We start from the raw sequence: 12974 nt of genomic DNA, 5'->3' as shown, positions 1-12974 counted from the left end.
CTTCTAAAATCCTTTTTCCGAGGTGAATTCAATCCATCTAGCAGCTTCGTCTTCTAATACTTTGTTGTGTAAATTAATAATTTCTTCATATTTTTTCTTATCTTCATTAGACCCTTTGACTAATTCGCAGTCCATGAAATACTCAAAATCGTTACCAAATAAATGATAAATACTGTGAGCTTCCTTATTTTCTTTATCATAAATACCTGCATACGTAGATGTATAAACGTATATCCCATTATCTTCTTCAAAGTATTGAGGAGTCATCATGATGGTTTTACTAATTAAATCTTCTCGTTCAAACTCTTTACAGTATTCTTCACCAAATTTAATACTATCTCCACACTCAAATTTAAACATATAGTTACCTCCAATTTATATTTTCAAAACATCATTGTTTCACTTAAATTTAGCATTATTAATCATTTCGTTTTTATTTTTTTGAGCTTTTAATAAGTCTCCACTTAGCTCCATAAAATATTTACATTCAACTACACCAATTCCATTTACGACCTTAGTATCTTTAACTGAAACTCCACACCCACTAACTATCTTATCCATTTGACATTCATAACAAATTGACATTGTTCATTCCTCCTATTTTTATAATATCAACTTTTTATATAATAATCTTATTGCCACCAGTTTAATTCAATTAACCCATTATGATAATCGTTCAATAAACCAAGAAATACAGCACAGATGAATGCAGAGATAACCATTCTGATAAATCCTCTTCTTCGCTTCTTTTTCTTAGGAGGATATCCATCTTCGTCCATAGCACCCATGATATAAAGAAAATGAAATACAGTTGAAAACAAACTTGCTCCAAACAAAAATATAAGTATCGTTACCATCTACCTATCCTCATTTATGTATTTATTTAATTTTACTGTAATCAAAGTAGTTCAGCTCCGAATAACATCCTTTATACTTACTTAACTCGTCTTTCAATGGATTAATTCCTTTTCTAACTTTAGCTAATGCAATAGCTACATCCATTCCTAAATGTGTAAACTCATCAAAATCTACGATTGGCAAATCTTTATTTACTTTATTTACTAACCTTTTGTACTCTTTAGCGAACCCTCTACAAACTACGCCCACTTCACCATGACATCCCCAATTTACATTTTGTTTTCAGGTAAATCCAAAATTTCATTTACTGTTGGCAGACATCCTGTGTTTTCTGCATAAAACGCATCCTCATTTTGAGAAAATGGACATGTAACACATCCTCCTGAGCCGCAGCTTGATCGTTCTTTATTGTAATTCAAACTCATTCTTTATTCTCCTTTATAATATCGAATTATTTATTATTTATTATGTAGGTAATCCTTATTTAACCACTTATGAAAATGTTCATCTTTTTCTTTGTCTAAAACAGTAATTTGAGTCCAATACATCTTGTCGACTTCTACTCCATTAATGAAACCGCCATTTAACCAAACTGTATAATCATCTAAGCAGTATTCATCGATTAATTCTCTATGAAATATCAACTTCGGCTCTGTTTCCACTAATCTTTTTATTGAACTTACTATTTTAGCAACCTTATATTGAAAATCTACCAATAGATCAACATAGTATGCCTCTTTAATTTCTTTTGTGAATTGAATATCAAAGGTGTCTAGATCCTTTACGTACAACATTCCAACTTGAAAATAAATTTTAGAATTAATTACCTTCAAATATAAACCCCTTTCTTCAAATATGTATTTCTTATTTAATTGCACGTAATATTATTTCTTATATTAACAGTAGAATACAGTATATTTTCTTCAATACTGTCAACTTCTTCAACAATTACATTTATTCTACTTTCTTCTTTAAAATTGATATTTTTCATAGCAATAGCTTTTGCGCTTTTCCAATCCGTAGATTTTACAATAAATCCTTTTTCTTCAGTGTTACAGTACCAATCTTTTTTGTAGACATAAAACAATTTAATATCATTACTTACCACTTCTGAATTACTTAAAATATCACTTATTTCATAATAAGAACCTTCCAAGTGTAAAGTTAAATCACTATATCCTTGCTTTTTGATCATTAAGTTCATTGCGCTCCAAATTACATCCTTTGCCTGATTTAATTGAAGTGCAGCTTCTTTTGTAATTTTATTATCCATTGACTACCTCTTTCCAAAAGTATTATTGGTTGGTGATTTCTTTCACATAACCTATTGTTTCGTCTACTCCTTTCCTAAATCCATTGTTATGGACTTGAATAAGTAATTGATTAAAGAAATCTATTTTTATTACTGAATCATTAATTGAATTAAGAGTATTTACATCGTTTTCACTAAGTCCTAGTTTATATAACCTTTCTAATTATCATTTATTTTCTCAATTTCTATATTTAATTTAAATGTTTTATCTAAATTACCACCCATGAAGGTATTTTTATAAATCCACATTGTAACTTCTTTAACCATGGAATCCTTATCGATTATAAATTCCTTCTTACAGTCATTTCCAACATCATTATTATCTATTGACAAACTCTCCTTTCATAAATTCGAATATTATTAAATTACCTTATATACATTAACTGCATTAACTGTAATACTTTCAACAGTTAAGTTATCTTCATAGACTTCTGTAATTTTGAAATACTCATTGTTGTTTACGATAATGTCATTCTCATTTAAAATGTCTGAACTAAAAATAGTGAAGCAGTTATTCTCCTTACTTCCTGATCTCTTATCTACGTATACATAATACTCAAAAAAGTTTTTGCCATTTTTCATTTTAATTTCTCCATTCTATTTTTTATTTTGTAAAATACGAATATCGTTTAATGCTTTAATTCTTATTTAGCACCATTAAATTTTCATTATCATCGAAGTGAATTACAAATACCTCAAATTCCTTATCATAATAAATTTCTTCATCATCAGTTCCTTTTCTACTGATGAACTTTTTTACTAGAATAATCTCTTTTTTAATTTCTTTGATATTACTGTATCTGTGAGGCAATAATGATCCGACATTCCCAAGATATTTTGGTGTATCATATTCTTTGAGCTTTTTTAATCGTCTATTTAGATGATTCTCTCCAAGCTTATTTTCTCCAATTGGTACAATTTGATAAGGTTTACTGAAAGTAAATGCCCATACTTTATTGTCCACTCCGAACCCTTCTTTAATTTCAATCACGTGCTCTCCTCCTAATATTTAGTAATGTTTGACTTCTTAACCTAAGTATAATTAACAAAATACATAAAATCAAGTATTAATTATGTATTTCTTTATTTAATTTTATAAAAGGGAAATATTATAAAAAGAAAAGCCACCCATTTAATAATGAGTGACTGTTAATCATCTATTTTAGATACTTTCTTCATGAGCTTTATTAAAATTAAATCCTTTAAACGAAACGATTCTCAATGAACCAGTACTCGTTTTCTCAAGATACTGTACTTTACAGAATAAGCTTGGTTCTATCCACATTATATCACGTTCTACATTTGTTATTATCTGTTTAGCAATTTCCCTGAAAGCTGTTTTCTCTTCAGGTTTAAAGCCAAACTCTACATTCGCAAGAGGTCTATATTTACCGTTACTTAATTGAGTACCCACTATCATTGTAAAAGGATTCTCTTTATATCCTAAGATAACAGTATCCATTACTTTAAAGTGTTTATACTTCAACCAATCATGTGATCGATGGTTAGTTTTGTAAGTCGAATTACTTCGCTTTCCTACGATACCTTCCATACCTCTATCCTTAGTTAACTGAAATATATCGTTGCCATTGCCTGTGACCGATGGAGTAACAAGTAAACTATTTGAAGGTTCGATTATTGATGATAATATTTCCTTACGTTCTATAAGTGTTTTATTCATATGTGACTTACCAGTAGCTAATACATCAAATGCTATAAAAGTAGCCGCATTAGTTAAAGTTGCTTGATCAATCTTATCTTTATTTGAAAGTCTACCTCTGTAAGCAAAATCTTCAAATACTGATACACCATTTCTCAGTACTACGCCTTCACAATCAATAATTGCTGTGTCTTCCTTAATTGACTTTCCAACAGTTTGTAGCTCTGGAAACTTAGAAGTTACATTGTTGCCATGTCGTGTATATGCCTCTACTCGCTCACCTTGTTTATGCAAAAGGATGCGCCAACCATCCCATTTTATATCGTAAATCCACTCTGGATTATCTATTATTTCATTATTGTTACCCATGTGAAGTAACATTGGTTTAATTGGAGTAAATAACATTACTATTTCCCCCTCATAAACCATTATCTCATGCCATATATACTAAAAACACATGTAAATGAAGGTACTAGTGGTAATTACAAATTCAACTTTTCATTAATATAATTATTTATAAGTTGTTCAACCTTTGTTTTTAAGGCTTGTTGAGCATATCGTAAATCAACATCATCACCTGCTGTAGCAATTTTCACATCACTAAAGTACTCATCTATCTTAGTCCATCCCACAATTCGTATTTTTTGCTGTGCAAGCTGTCTTTTCAGATTAAAACATTCATTACGTAAATCCTTTAATAATGAATCCATTAATGGGAGAAATACATTTTTCAATTTAAATTGTTCTGTCTTCAGATAATCAACCTGCAACGATTTGACAGCTAAATCTAACAATAAAAATTTGTGTACAAGCTGTCGTTGCTCTGAATTAATCATCTATATTTACCATTGATACTTTTTGTATCTGATCAAATGTAATACGTTTTATTGAAATATCCATATCCAAGAGTAATTCCTTATGAAATGCATTAATAGCAGTAATCATTCCTACAACATCATGTAATTTATTGTCACTCCACAAGGTTATTTTGACTTCTTCATGTAATTTATAGGCTCTCTGCACTGTTTGTTCAATCTCTTCTAGTTCCCATTCAGTTAAATCACGTTGTTTATCATGGAATTGCTCTTGCTTCCATTCCTTAATTTTCACCAAATGCTCAGGCAGCATCAATGCTGTCCATTTCATATTTCCACGGTCATTTAACATAAACTCTCTCCTCCAGAAAAAGAACGTTTGTTTGTATATATTATAGAGTATTTGTTCAGATTTATGCAACGGAAATATTACAAATAAAAAAAGAGAGTCAAAAAGACCATCCTCCAAATATGTATTTATTTAAATAAAAGATAACTATTATCAAATCACTTATTCATCATCTCAATCACTTTGGTTAATTCTGACAAAGATATGCTAATTTCTTTACCATGTGAGGCGAAGAACAACACATCATCTGTACCGTCATATTTGGTAATGCTTAGTTTGCCATCTTCAATTTCTACATCATCTACATGTTCAACATTCAACAATACTTCAATCATACTTAATTACCTCTCATTTCTAAAAACTGATTTGTAATTGACTCAGTTCGATCATTCATTATTTGTAGCAGCTCATCAATATGTAACGGTTCTCCAAAAGGTTTATAACTAAGTAATGGTGAATCAACTCCTAAATTTAGCTGATTATCATATTTGTTAGGTTGTGAGTGAATATGACCTGAAACAGACCACTTATTAGGACGTAATCCAATTTCCATTGGGTAATGTGTAAGCCACATATTTTGCTTCTGATATTTCATTTTCATTCCTACAGTATGTAATTCCTTAATATAACCTTCTTCTAACATTCGTTTGACTACTTTATCATCATCATGATTGCCTTGAATCAACACTTTATCTCCGTTTAATCGTGGTAAAATATCAATCCATTTTGAATATCCTCCAAATACAAAATCGCCTAGATGGTAAACTAAGTCACCTTTCTTTACAACTTTATTCCAAGCTTCAATCATACCTACGTTCATTTCTTCTAAAGTTGAGTATGGTCGATTTTCAAATGTTAAAATGTTCTTATGATGGAAATGCGAATCACTTGTAAGCCACGTATTCATATTATAATTTCCTCCTCTATCGTTTCATTGTAATGCTTGTGCCTGCTTTTACATCTCCTTCAACATTACCGCAGCTAACTGAAGTTCCTGCTTTAACTGAACCTTTTATATTTTGGCATGTAATAGATGATCCACTTTTAACATCTCCAAGTACATCTCCTTTGATCGTTGCAGAAGATCCTGTTTCTAATTTATTTATATTTCCATCTACAATAATATGTACGTCTCCTGATAATTCATCTGTCTCAATGACATTACCATCAACATATATTTTATTATTTATTACTGAAATATTATTACCTTTTACATTTACTGTTTTACCATTAATTGTTACTGAATTAAATGATTTTCCAAACATGACTTCATCTCCTTATTGTTTTTCACAAACTATATCTTCATATGCTTCTGGATTTGTTGTTATTGAATATCCAGTAAAGAATACCCCTACAATAAATGATAACAACGCCACTAATATAAAAGCCGAAATCAAACCTACACTAATCCATGATTTTGCAAAATTGCTCATTATGTATTACTCCTTTTAATGTTTTCTAATCCTTCAATAAAGTACAGTAAGTCCTCATATACTTCTGCTTTGATTTCTGCCTTCTTATCATATCTAGCATTATCATATGTATGTGTTAGTGATAATTCAATGTGGTACTTTAACCATTCAAATTTTGTTTTCTTCATATCTCACTACCTTTTATGTATTTTTAACATTTAAATCACAAATATTTTTATCATTCCATTTAATCTTTTTAACGTATTTCTCTTTGTCATTTCTTACCAAATATGAATCTAACCAAATTTTTAAGCTTGTTTCGTTAGGATTTAATCTGCTGCTTATATTCACAGATGATCCTGTATAAACATACTTCTTTTTTAATTCAATTATTTCTCCATTAATCTCCATGCCTAACTTCTTAACATCTTCAACAGGTATTAATTGAAGTACGTATCCTAATATTGCATAAGTTGATGCTAGTAAGAATCCACCAATACCATTCGTATATGTAATTGATGATATATATCCATTTTTAAAATAGTAATCAACTTTAAATGTTTTAGACTTAATAGATGCAATGTGTGATCCCATATATTCTTGACCTTCTTTAGTAAATAATAAAGGGAATTTATATTTACTTTTTTCTCTCTTTTCTAAAAGTAGCTTCCTACCTGATTTAATCTTCAATATGTATATTCCCCCTAAATTTGTACTTCCCATAAATACAGTGCTGTATTGTAAATAAAGGATTTTTTATTGATTTCTACATTATGTATTACCTATAAATACATTATTTCTAATAATATTCTCATTTTATCTAACAATACCGTTCCACTCTTTAAATTTCTTTTTGTTAATAACATCTTCTTTATTTAACAGATAACTACAAGATGATTCGTATGCAAATACAGCACTTTCAGTAGCTAAAACAAAATCATAGTATTCCTGTGTATTTGATTTATATTTTTTAAAGTATAAAGTTGTTAACTTGTTCGAGAACCATGATTTCTTTTTGTAGATAGTGACATCTATACTAGAATAGCTGTGATCAATAGCATCTATCCATTTTTCAATTCCAATTAAATATTTATTACCTTTGGAACTAATGACAGGAAACTTTTTCAATAAAATTCTCTCCATTCAACTTCATAATAGGCTCGTATTATGTAATTATTAATAAGTAATATAAGATATGAGAGTGTCTGTAAATGACTGTTTATATACACTCATTATGTGCATCATCCAAGCTATATCCTTATTTGATTTTTGAAGTTTTAAAAAACGATTAAAATCTTCATCTGACAATTCTAAACTGTATTTGTTAGCATAATTTTTCACTTCATCGAAATGCCATTTCGAATAAGTATCCTTCACCAATTCATCTTCCAAGTGCTCATATTGAATTGCGTACTTCAAATCATCAACCTTCTTTCGTTTACATAATACTTTGTTTTTATTGAAACTCTTTCTTCAAATAATATAGTTGCTCGAAACACCAATCTAAATCAGAAAAATCAGGTTTTCTATAATTATTTTCAAAACAAATTTTACTTTTTTCTGTTTTTCGAACTGAAATACTCATCATAATCTGCTCAATGTTATGTAAAACTTCATTCACTTTATCTTTTATCTCATATTCTATATCGTCTATTTTCCTAACAATTGATACTTCACAATGATGTGTCTTTGGGTGAGACTTTACTTGACGTAATGCCTCATCAATAATGTCTTCTGGTGAAGTGTTCTTATTTAGAATTACACGTACATCCTTCCATAACTTCTTATATCCAACTCCTTTTAATCCACTAAAAATTGATACATTAAACTCGTAAAATTCCATAGTCAATCCTCCAAGTCGTCATAACAACAGCTGCATAATCCACTATGATACTGTTCAGTCCATATTTGTACTTCACAATCATCTCCGCAATTCTTACAAATTATTTCCTCGTGCATAAAATTAACCTCCTAAATTTTATAAAATGACTGTATTATAATAAACCGTATTTATTTACTAACGATAATAATTGTTTTGGTTCTAAGTAATACTTATCGTAATCAGAACGCACAATGAATACCTTGTCAAAATCATCGTATTTATTAATAGTAAATTTAATTTTATTAGAAAAATCCGACCATATTGCAACCTGATTACTAGGAGCATTAAAGCTCGTTCCTTCTAAAAATTTATATACTCCATATAGTTCATTATTTAATTCCTCTATCTTATTAATAGCTAAAATTGCTTCTTCTGTACTCACTCAAAACACTCCTTTTATGTATTTTTAATGATAGAGCGATATCATTGAAAAAATGTGTCTTTAACTATCTCCCAAAAAGAACGCTTATATAATTTATCGCTAATCATTTTTCTAAACTCTGGAATAAAGTTATTCATTTTTTCTATTTCTGCATTTAATAATTCACTGTGGTCTTTATTTTTATTAACTATATCCTTCATAACATAAACACTGTAGTTCTCATCATCATTATGTAAAATACTTTCAACTTTATGTTCTACATCATTTTTTATGTATTTGTCACCTATCTTCATTTCATTTCCTGTATATAACCACTTTTCCTCTTTTTCTTCTCTAACATATTTTATAAAAAGAGCATATCTAATTGAGCCGAAATACACATATTGTACGTAGTATTCCGAACCTTTATAATCTATCCCACGGTTACATTTGAAATAATTTTTCTTATCGTAACTAGGGTAATTTTCAATGTATTTTGCTAGTACATACCAATCTCTCATTGACTCCTCCATTTCTTTTTATAAAAATCCAATATTATTTAACTTCAAATGATTTAATTACATTCCATTCTAAGGCGAACTTCTGGCGTTCTTCTTTACTATATTCAAGTGGGTTCATATGATTCAACCATTCATTTGGATAGCCTAATGCATTGATATAGATATTTGTTCCATCCGTATTGTAATATTTATTTTGTTCATGAACATGTCCTGTTACTACATGTTTAGCTTTGATATTTTCTAATTCATTTAAATAACATGATGTACTATCATATTTAATATGACTCTGCAAAATATCCGGTGGAACATGGGTAACAAGAATATCTACTTCTTCCATGTACTCGTATTTGAAAGTTTCATATGAATGTTCTGCAACGACATCAAGCTTTTTTATTAATTTAGAATCATTAGAAATATTGTTAAAGAAGTCAATGTCTTTTTGTTCTTGCAGAGGATACCACAAAGTTGATCCGGCTATTTTTATGCGATTATATGAGAACTCTTCAAAATCATATAAATGAGTTACATTATTTAAAGATGGTATCAGCTTCATTAATTCAAACTCTCTATTTATACTATTGTTCTTATATTTTTTATTCTGACCTCCACTAATTAAATAGTAATCATGATTACCCATTACAAAGAATACATGCTCATACTGCTTTGAAAAGTATTCTAAGCACCACTTAGATTGAATATTGTAATGAGATAAATCTCCTGCAATAACTAATACTTCCCCTTTGTTATCCGGCAACAACTTCTCTAAAAATAAATGAGTTTTGTTTTCCCATTTACCGTAATTTCCGTTATGTCGAATATGAAAATCCAAATGCAAATCAGAAATGTAGTCTACTTTCATTTTGCCAATCCTTTAATATGTATTTTTAATAATAAATCTAATTTATTCAATTCTTGGTAAGTGCTCTTTAAATCTTTCATAATTATCAATAACCCATTTATCTGGTGCTACCCATCCATTAGAAGTATACCTAACCTCTTTATCATATGGCGGTAATTTTGAAATTAAGTAAAGTGCAGAACCATGTTCGAACGGTACATTTTTCTTATTCCAAATTGACTCGTACCCATAACATTTATCTGCATCTGAAGATATAAGTGATTGAGAATAAGGAATGTGCTCATTTAAATTAAGATTTCTTAGGACTATTTGAAAATTAACATCTAACCATTCGTAAGTATTCACTACAATAACCTCCTGCCATTTCAATAATAAGTCTCTTTAATTAATTTTAATTATTCTCATACATCTCAATTAATTTGTCGAATTGTTCTTCCAAGTCTTTCAATTTGTTTTGAAATTTGATATTTTCACAAGTAGCTCCAATACTATATCCAATAATTAACGTAGATATAATAAGTATTATTCTTTTTATTTTTTCTAATGATAATCTAATTTTCATTATTTTTTCCACCTTATTTTAATTTAAAATGGACAGAAGTTTCTATTATTAGTGATTTCTTTATACGTTTCTTCTGTTACATTCGTTACTATATATCCGACATCTTTAAAACGTTGAATCATTCGACTCTCGTCATCTGCGATCCTATTATCAATTGTTATGACAGCAATTCCTTTTGGATTAAAAATAATTGTATATGGTTTATTCATAAACTCTCTCCTTACATGTTATAATTTATTTGAGGTGTTCACTTGGATAATAAATTTGGAAATAATTTAAAATATCTAAGAAAATCTAAATCATTAACTCAACAAGAGATGGCTGATATTTTAAGTATTCCAAGACAAGGTTACGCTAAATATGAGAACAGCTTAGGTGAACCAGATATTTCAACTCTCACTAAACTAGCTGATTATTTTAATATTAATGTCGATTCAATTCTTGGTAGACATTCTAATTGCGGCAATTTAAATTTGGATAGCACCAAACTATCTAGTTTTTATGAATAATTATTACACTCTGACGAGGAATTGATTGATAAAATTATCACCATTTGGAATGTTATTAAAAAGTAGCATTCCTACTACATCATTTGTTAAACAATAAATAGTTTATGCCTGCACTTATTAATCAACTTTTTATTCAAATGAGTGTAACTGTATATTTTCTTCATTTCTTGTTTTTCTTCTAATCGTTTCAAGCTAGCACTTCTCCATCCATAAGGGAAATAACTACCCTCTCTTTCGCAAATGACATTTAGAGATATCCCACTAATTGAACTTTTTATTTCTACTATATCTCCAACATGATAATCCTTGTATCCACTGTACGTACCTATAACTCCGCAGCTACCAGTTAACACATGTTCTAACTTATTAATTACAATATGATTCACTGTATTAATCTTCCTCCTTAATTATGTAATTAGAAACCTTTTAAGGTTAATATAACGATGACAATAGGAATAAGTGCTATTATCATTCCTAACATACAACCGAAACGCTCTCTTTCTTTCAAGTCCACGTCACAACTCTCCTTTCATGAAAGTTTAGTATTACGTAATTACTCTAAATAACCGATCTCTTTAGCATAATTGATTATTTCTTCCTGTATTTCATCACCGTGACCCCAATCACCACTGTACAAACCACCATAACCATGTTTACCATTACTGGATTTACCAGTTCGTACGAATATACTGAAATCGCAAACCAATGCCCATAAAGTACCTCCATGTGAGAATCCGTCATGTGGATATCCACTGTATGCATAAACTTCTTTACTCGTGTATGCGTCTACAAAATAAATTCTGTTATTTTTCAATTTCAGGTAAGCTGTTTGTGGTTCTCCAGTCATCCTATTTCTCTCTCGATAGAAAAACCTACGACCACGTTCTGAAATAAATTTTATTAGATTATTGATAGCTGCTAGTCGCATTTCTTTTGTTTCGTTCAACTACACCACTCCTTATTATGTATTTAATTTTATAAAAGCATGATATTACTTAATATTCTTCACTTGCTCAATTACTTTATTGTAAGTAATTAATTTAGTTAAATATATATCTAAATAATCCCCATTTCCTTGTAACCCTTGTGATTCACTTATTGCTTCACCATTTTTAATTACATTCTCTAAATTATTTAAAGTATTTCTTAGGGAATTGATTTGTGCTAATACTCTAAGTTCAGCCTGATCTCTTTCAGCTTCCATCATCATTAAAGTTGATTCTTTATTCATTTTAAATTCCTCACTTTCTTTTTATGCAATCTAATTAAACAGTAACCCATATATCATGCTTATCGCACAAGTCATAAAACTGTGAAAGCCTGTCATCCACTAATTCATCAATATTGCTAATCCAATTTTCACCTTTTATATAATCCATTAACGCAGCTTCTCCTGCATATGTGTCAGATTCAATTGTTCCAAGCAATTCTTCAAATTCTTCTTTGTCATACTCATCTAACTTAAATGAATTTGAATTATTTGAAATACGTTTTACTATACTTTCTAATTCTTGTAGAATTTTAAATGATTCTCCTTCATCAATCAATACTCGTAAGTGCTTTCCGTTAACTTGTGATTTCCATTCTCTCATTTCGATTCTTCCTTTTCCAAATAGATATTTCCTTTAATTTCATAACTCTCACCACATTCTAATTGTCTCCAAGATTCAAAATCATCTCTCTGCTCATACCAACCTATAGGCATCCCAAGACAACCTTCTACACTGTTATCTACCCATGTAATAATCCATTTTTTATCAGACCCTTCAATTGTCGTATAATCTCCTTCGTAAATAATATTACCTGAAGCATCTCTAAAGCTTCTTAACTCAGTCACGTTTACTCCTCCTCTTAATTTAAATAATATATTGGTT

The 12974-nt window shown here is 29.4% G+C and carries 34 protein-coding genes; 1 reads left to right on the top strand and 33 read right to left on the bottom strand.

The window, feature by feature from the left end; translation table 11 throughout:
• Nucleotides 1-3 precede the first annotated feature (3 nt).
• From AN161_RS18130 to AN161_RS18025, 28 genes are all read right to left on the bottom strand, one after another.
• Nucleotides 4-360 (bottom strand): hypothetical protein, encoded by a 357-nt coding sequence (locus AN161_RS18130; protein ID WP_053595742.1) that lies wholly within the window; start codon nt 358-360, stop codon nt 4-6.
• A 39-nt stretch (nt 361-399) separates the two neighbouring features.
• On the bottom strand, nt 400-585 hold the full coding sequence (locus AN161_RS18125; protein ID WP_053595741.1) for a hypothetical protein: 186 nt from the start codon (nt 583-585) through the stop codon (nt 400-402).
• A gap of 47 nt (nt 586-632) precedes the next feature.
• Nucleotides 633-857, bottom strand: a complete 225-nt coding sequence (locus AN161_RS18120) for a hypothetical protein (protein ID WP_053595740.1) — start codon at nt 855-857, stop codon at nt 633-635.
• 22 nt (nt 858-879) lie between these two features.
• Nucleotides 880-1107 carry a hypothetical protein gene (locus AN161_RS18115; RefSeq protein ID WP_053595739.1) on the bottom strand — a complete coding sequence of 76 codons (228 nt, stop codon included), beginning with the start codon at nt 1105-1107 and terminating at the stop codon, nt 880-882.
• A gap of 20 nt (nt 1108-1127) precedes the next feature.
• The gene (locus tag AN161_RS29810; RefSeq protein WP_158003055.1) at nt 1128-1283 is read right to left on the bottom strand and encodes a hypothetical protein; all 156 of its coding nucleotides are present in this window, start codon (nt 1281-1283) and stop codon (nt 1128-1130) included.
• A gap of 33 nt (nt 1284-1316) precedes the next feature.
• Nucleotides 1317-1691, bottom strand: coding sequence for a hypothetical protein (locus AN161_RS18110; RefSeq protein ID WP_053595738.1), 375 nt, complete (start codon nt 1689-1691; stop codon nt 1317-1319).
• 35 nt (nt 1692-1726) lie between these two features.
• Nucleotides 1727-2131, bottom strand: a complete 405-nt coding sequence (locus AN161_RS18105) for a hypothetical protein (protein WP_053595737.1) — start codon at nt 2129-2131, stop codon at nt 1727-1729.
• Between the two features lie 198 nt (nt 2132-2329).
• On the bottom strand, nt 2330-2503 hold the full coding sequence (locus tag AN161_RS29805) for a hypothetical protein (protein ID WP_158003054.1): 174 nt from the start codon (nt 2501-2503) through the stop codon (nt 2330-2332).
• Between the two features lie 27 nt (nt 2504-2530).
• Complete coding sequence (locus tag AN161_RS18100) at nt 2531-2752, bottom strand: hypothetical protein (protein ID WP_053595736.1); 222 nt, start codon at nt 2750-2752, stop codon at nt 2531-2533.
• A 55-nt stretch (nt 2753-2807) separates the two neighbouring features.
• On the bottom strand, nt 2808-3161 hold the full coding sequence (locus AN161_RS18095) for a hypothetical protein (protein WP_053595735.1): 354 nt from the start codon (nt 3159-3161) through the stop codon (nt 2808-2810).
• 171 nt (nt 3162-3332) lie between these two features.
• The gene (locus AN161_RS18090) at nt 3333-4235 is read right to left on the bottom strand and encodes a DNA ligase (RefSeq protein ID WP_053595734.1); all 903 of its coding nucleotides are present in this window, start codon (nt 4233-4235) and stop codon (nt 3333-3335) included.
• 77 nt (nt 4236-4312) lie between these two features.
• Nucleotides 4313-4666, bottom strand: a complete 354-nt coding sequence (locus tag AN161_RS18085) for a hypothetical protein (protein WP_053595733.1) — start codon at nt 4664-4666, stop codon at nt 4313-4315.
• Nucleotides 4659-4997, bottom strand: a complete 339-nt coding sequence (locus AN161_RS18080; protein WP_053595732.1) for a YolD-like family protein — start codon at nt 4995-4997, stop codon at nt 4659-4661. The genes AN161_RS18085 and AN161_RS18080 overlap by 8 nt, the downstream gene beginning before the upstream one ends.
• A 155-nt stretch (nt 4998-5152) precedes the next feature.
• Nucleotides 5153-5329 (bottom strand): hypothetical protein, encoded by a 177-nt coding sequence (locus AN161_RS29800; RefSeq protein ID WP_158003053.1) that lies wholly within the window; start codon nt 5327-5329, stop codon nt 5153-5155.
• Between the two features lie 2 nt (nt 5330-5331).
• The gene (locus tag AN161_RS18075) at nt 5332-5901 is read right to left on the bottom strand and encodes a metallophosphoesterase (protein WP_053595731.1); all 570 of its coding nucleotides are present in this window, start codon (nt 5899-5901) and stop codon (nt 5332-5334) included.
• 16 nt (nt 5902-5917) lie between these two features.
• Nucleotides 5918-6259 carry a hypothetical protein gene (locus tag AN161_RS18070; RefSeq protein WP_053595730.1) on the bottom strand — a complete coding sequence of 114 codons (342 nt, stop codon included), beginning with the start codon at nt 6257-6259 and terminating at the stop codon, nt 5918-5920.
• A 12-nt stretch (nt 6260-6271) separates the two neighbouring features.
• Nucleotides 6272-6427 carry a hypothetical protein gene (locus tag AN161_RS29795; protein ID WP_158003052.1) on the bottom strand — a complete coding sequence of 52 codons (156 nt, stop codon included), beginning with the start codon at nt 6425-6427 and terminating at the stop codon, nt 6272-6274.
• Nucleotides 6427-6594, bottom strand: a complete 168-nt coding sequence (locus tag AN161_RS29790) for a hypothetical protein (RefSeq protein WP_158003051.1) — start codon at nt 6592-6594, stop codon at nt 6427-6429. The genes AN161_RS29795 and AN161_RS29790 overlap by 1 nt, the downstream gene beginning before the upstream one ends.
• Nucleotides 6595-6607: 13 nt before the next feature.
• The gene (locus AN161_RS18065) at nt 6608-7096 is read right to left on the bottom strand and encodes a hypothetical protein (RefSeq protein ID WP_053595729.1); all 489 of its coding nucleotides are present in this window, start codon (nt 7094-7096) and stop codon (nt 6608-6610) included.
• Nucleotides 7097-7222: 126 nt separating this feature from the next.
• The gene (locus tag AN161_RS18060; protein ID WP_053595728.1) at nt 7223-7534 is read right to left on the bottom strand and encodes a hypothetical protein; all 312 of its coding nucleotides are present in this window, start codon (nt 7532-7534) and stop codon (nt 7223-7225) included.
• A 48-nt stretch (nt 7535-7582) separates the two neighbouring features.
• On the bottom strand, nt 7583-7825 hold the full coding sequence (locus AN161_RS18055) for a hypothetical protein (RefSeq protein WP_053595727.1): 243 nt from the start codon (nt 7823-7825) through the stop codon (nt 7583-7585).
• A gap of 37 nt (nt 7826-7862) precedes the next feature.
• Nucleotides 7863-8249: a hypothetical protein gene (locus AN161_RS18050; protein WP_053595726.1), complete on the bottom strand. Its 387-nt coding sequence runs from the start codon at nt 8247-8249 to the stop codon at nt 7863-7865.
• 151 nt (nt 8250-8400) lie between these two features.
• Nucleotides 8401-8670, bottom strand: a complete 270-nt coding sequence (locus AN161_RS18045) for a hypothetical protein (protein WP_053595725.1) — start codon at nt 8668-8670, stop codon at nt 8401-8403.
• A gap of 41 nt (nt 8671-8711) precedes the next feature.
• Nucleotides 8712-9170, bottom strand: coding sequence for a hypothetical protein (locus tag AN161_RS18040; protein ID WP_053595724.1), 459 nt, complete (start codon nt 9168-9170; stop codon nt 8712-8714).
• Between the two features lie 34 nt (nt 9171-9204).
• Nucleotides 9205-10029 carry a metallophosphoesterase gene (locus AN161_RS18035; RefSeq protein WP_053595723.1) on the bottom strand — a complete coding sequence of 275 codons (825 nt, stop codon included), beginning with the start codon at nt 10027-10029 and terminating at the stop codon, nt 9205-9207.
• Nucleotides 10030-10071: 42 nt separating this feature from the next.
• A complete protein-coding gene (locus AN161_RS18030) occupies nt 10072-10374 on the bottom strand; it encodes a hypothetical protein (RefSeq protein WP_053595722.1) in 303 nt (100 codons plus the stop codon).
• 46 nt (nt 10375-10420) lie between these two features.
• Nucleotides 10421-10591: a hypothetical protein gene (locus AN161_RS29785; RefSeq protein ID WP_158003050.1), complete on the bottom strand. Its 171-nt coding sequence runs from the start codon at nt 10589-10591 to the stop codon at nt 10421-10423.
• A gap of 23 nt (nt 10592-10614) precedes the next feature.
• On the bottom strand, nt 10615-10800 hold the full coding sequence (locus tag AN161_RS18025) for a hypothetical protein (protein ID WP_053595721.1): 186 nt from the start codon (nt 10798-10800) through the stop codon (nt 10615-10617).
• Between the two features lie 42 nt (nt 10801-10842).
• Here AN161_RS18025 and AN161_RS18020 point away from each other — a divergent pair, with 42 nt between their 5' ends.
• The gene (locus tag AN161_RS18020; RefSeq protein ID WP_075807289.1) at nt 10843-11100 is read left to right on the top strand and encodes a helix-turn-helix transcriptional regulator; all 258 of its coding nucleotides are present in this window, start codon (nt 10843-10845) and stop codon (nt 11098-11100) included.
• Nucleotides 11101-11186: 86 nt separating this feature from the next.
• Here AN161_RS18020 and AN161_RS18015 read toward each other — a convergent pair whose 3' ends face one another.
• The 5 genes from AN161_RS18015 to AN161_RS17995 form a co-directional block, all read right to left on the bottom strand.
• A complete protein-coding gene (locus tag AN161_RS18015) occupies nt 11187-11486 on the bottom strand; it encodes a hypothetical protein (protein WP_053595720.1) in 300 nt (99 codons plus the stop codon).
• Nucleotides 11487-11653: 167 nt separating this feature from the next.
• The gene (locus AN161_RS18010) at nt 11654-12046 is read right to left on the bottom strand and encodes a hypothetical protein (RefSeq protein ID WP_053595719.1); all 393 of its coding nucleotides are present in this window, start codon (nt 12044-12046) and stop codon (nt 11654-11656) included.
• A 45-nt stretch (nt 12047-12091) separates the two neighbouring features.
• Nucleotides 12092-12331: a hypothetical protein gene (locus tag AN161_RS18005; protein ID WP_053595718.1), complete on the bottom strand. Its 240-nt coding sequence runs from the start codon at nt 12329-12331 to the stop codon at nt 12092-12094.
• 34 nt (nt 12332-12365) lie between these two features.
• A complete protein-coding gene (locus tag AN161_RS18000) occupies nt 12366-12692 on the bottom strand; it encodes a hypothetical protein (RefSeq protein ID WP_053595717.1) in 327 nt (108 codons plus the stop codon).
• Nucleotides 12689-12937 carry a hypothetical protein gene (locus tag AN161_RS17995; RefSeq protein ID WP_053595716.1) on the bottom strand — a complete coding sequence of 83 codons (249 nt, stop codon included), beginning with the start codon at nt 12935-12937 and terminating at the stop codon, nt 12689-12691. The genes AN161_RS18000 and AN161_RS17995 overlap by 4 nt, the downstream gene beginning before the upstream one ends.
• Between the last annotated feature and the right edge of the window lie 37 nt (nt 12938-12974).

The sequence above is a fragment of the Lysinibacillus sp. FJAT-14222 genome (genome assembly GCF_001278875.1).
Lineage (GTDB): Bacteria > Bacillota > Bacilli > Bacillales_A > Planococcaceae > Lysinibacillus > Lysinibacillus agricola.
The sequence above is the reverse complement of the archived record's forward strand: the minus strand, read 5'-3'. Positions and strand labels throughout refer to the sequence as shown.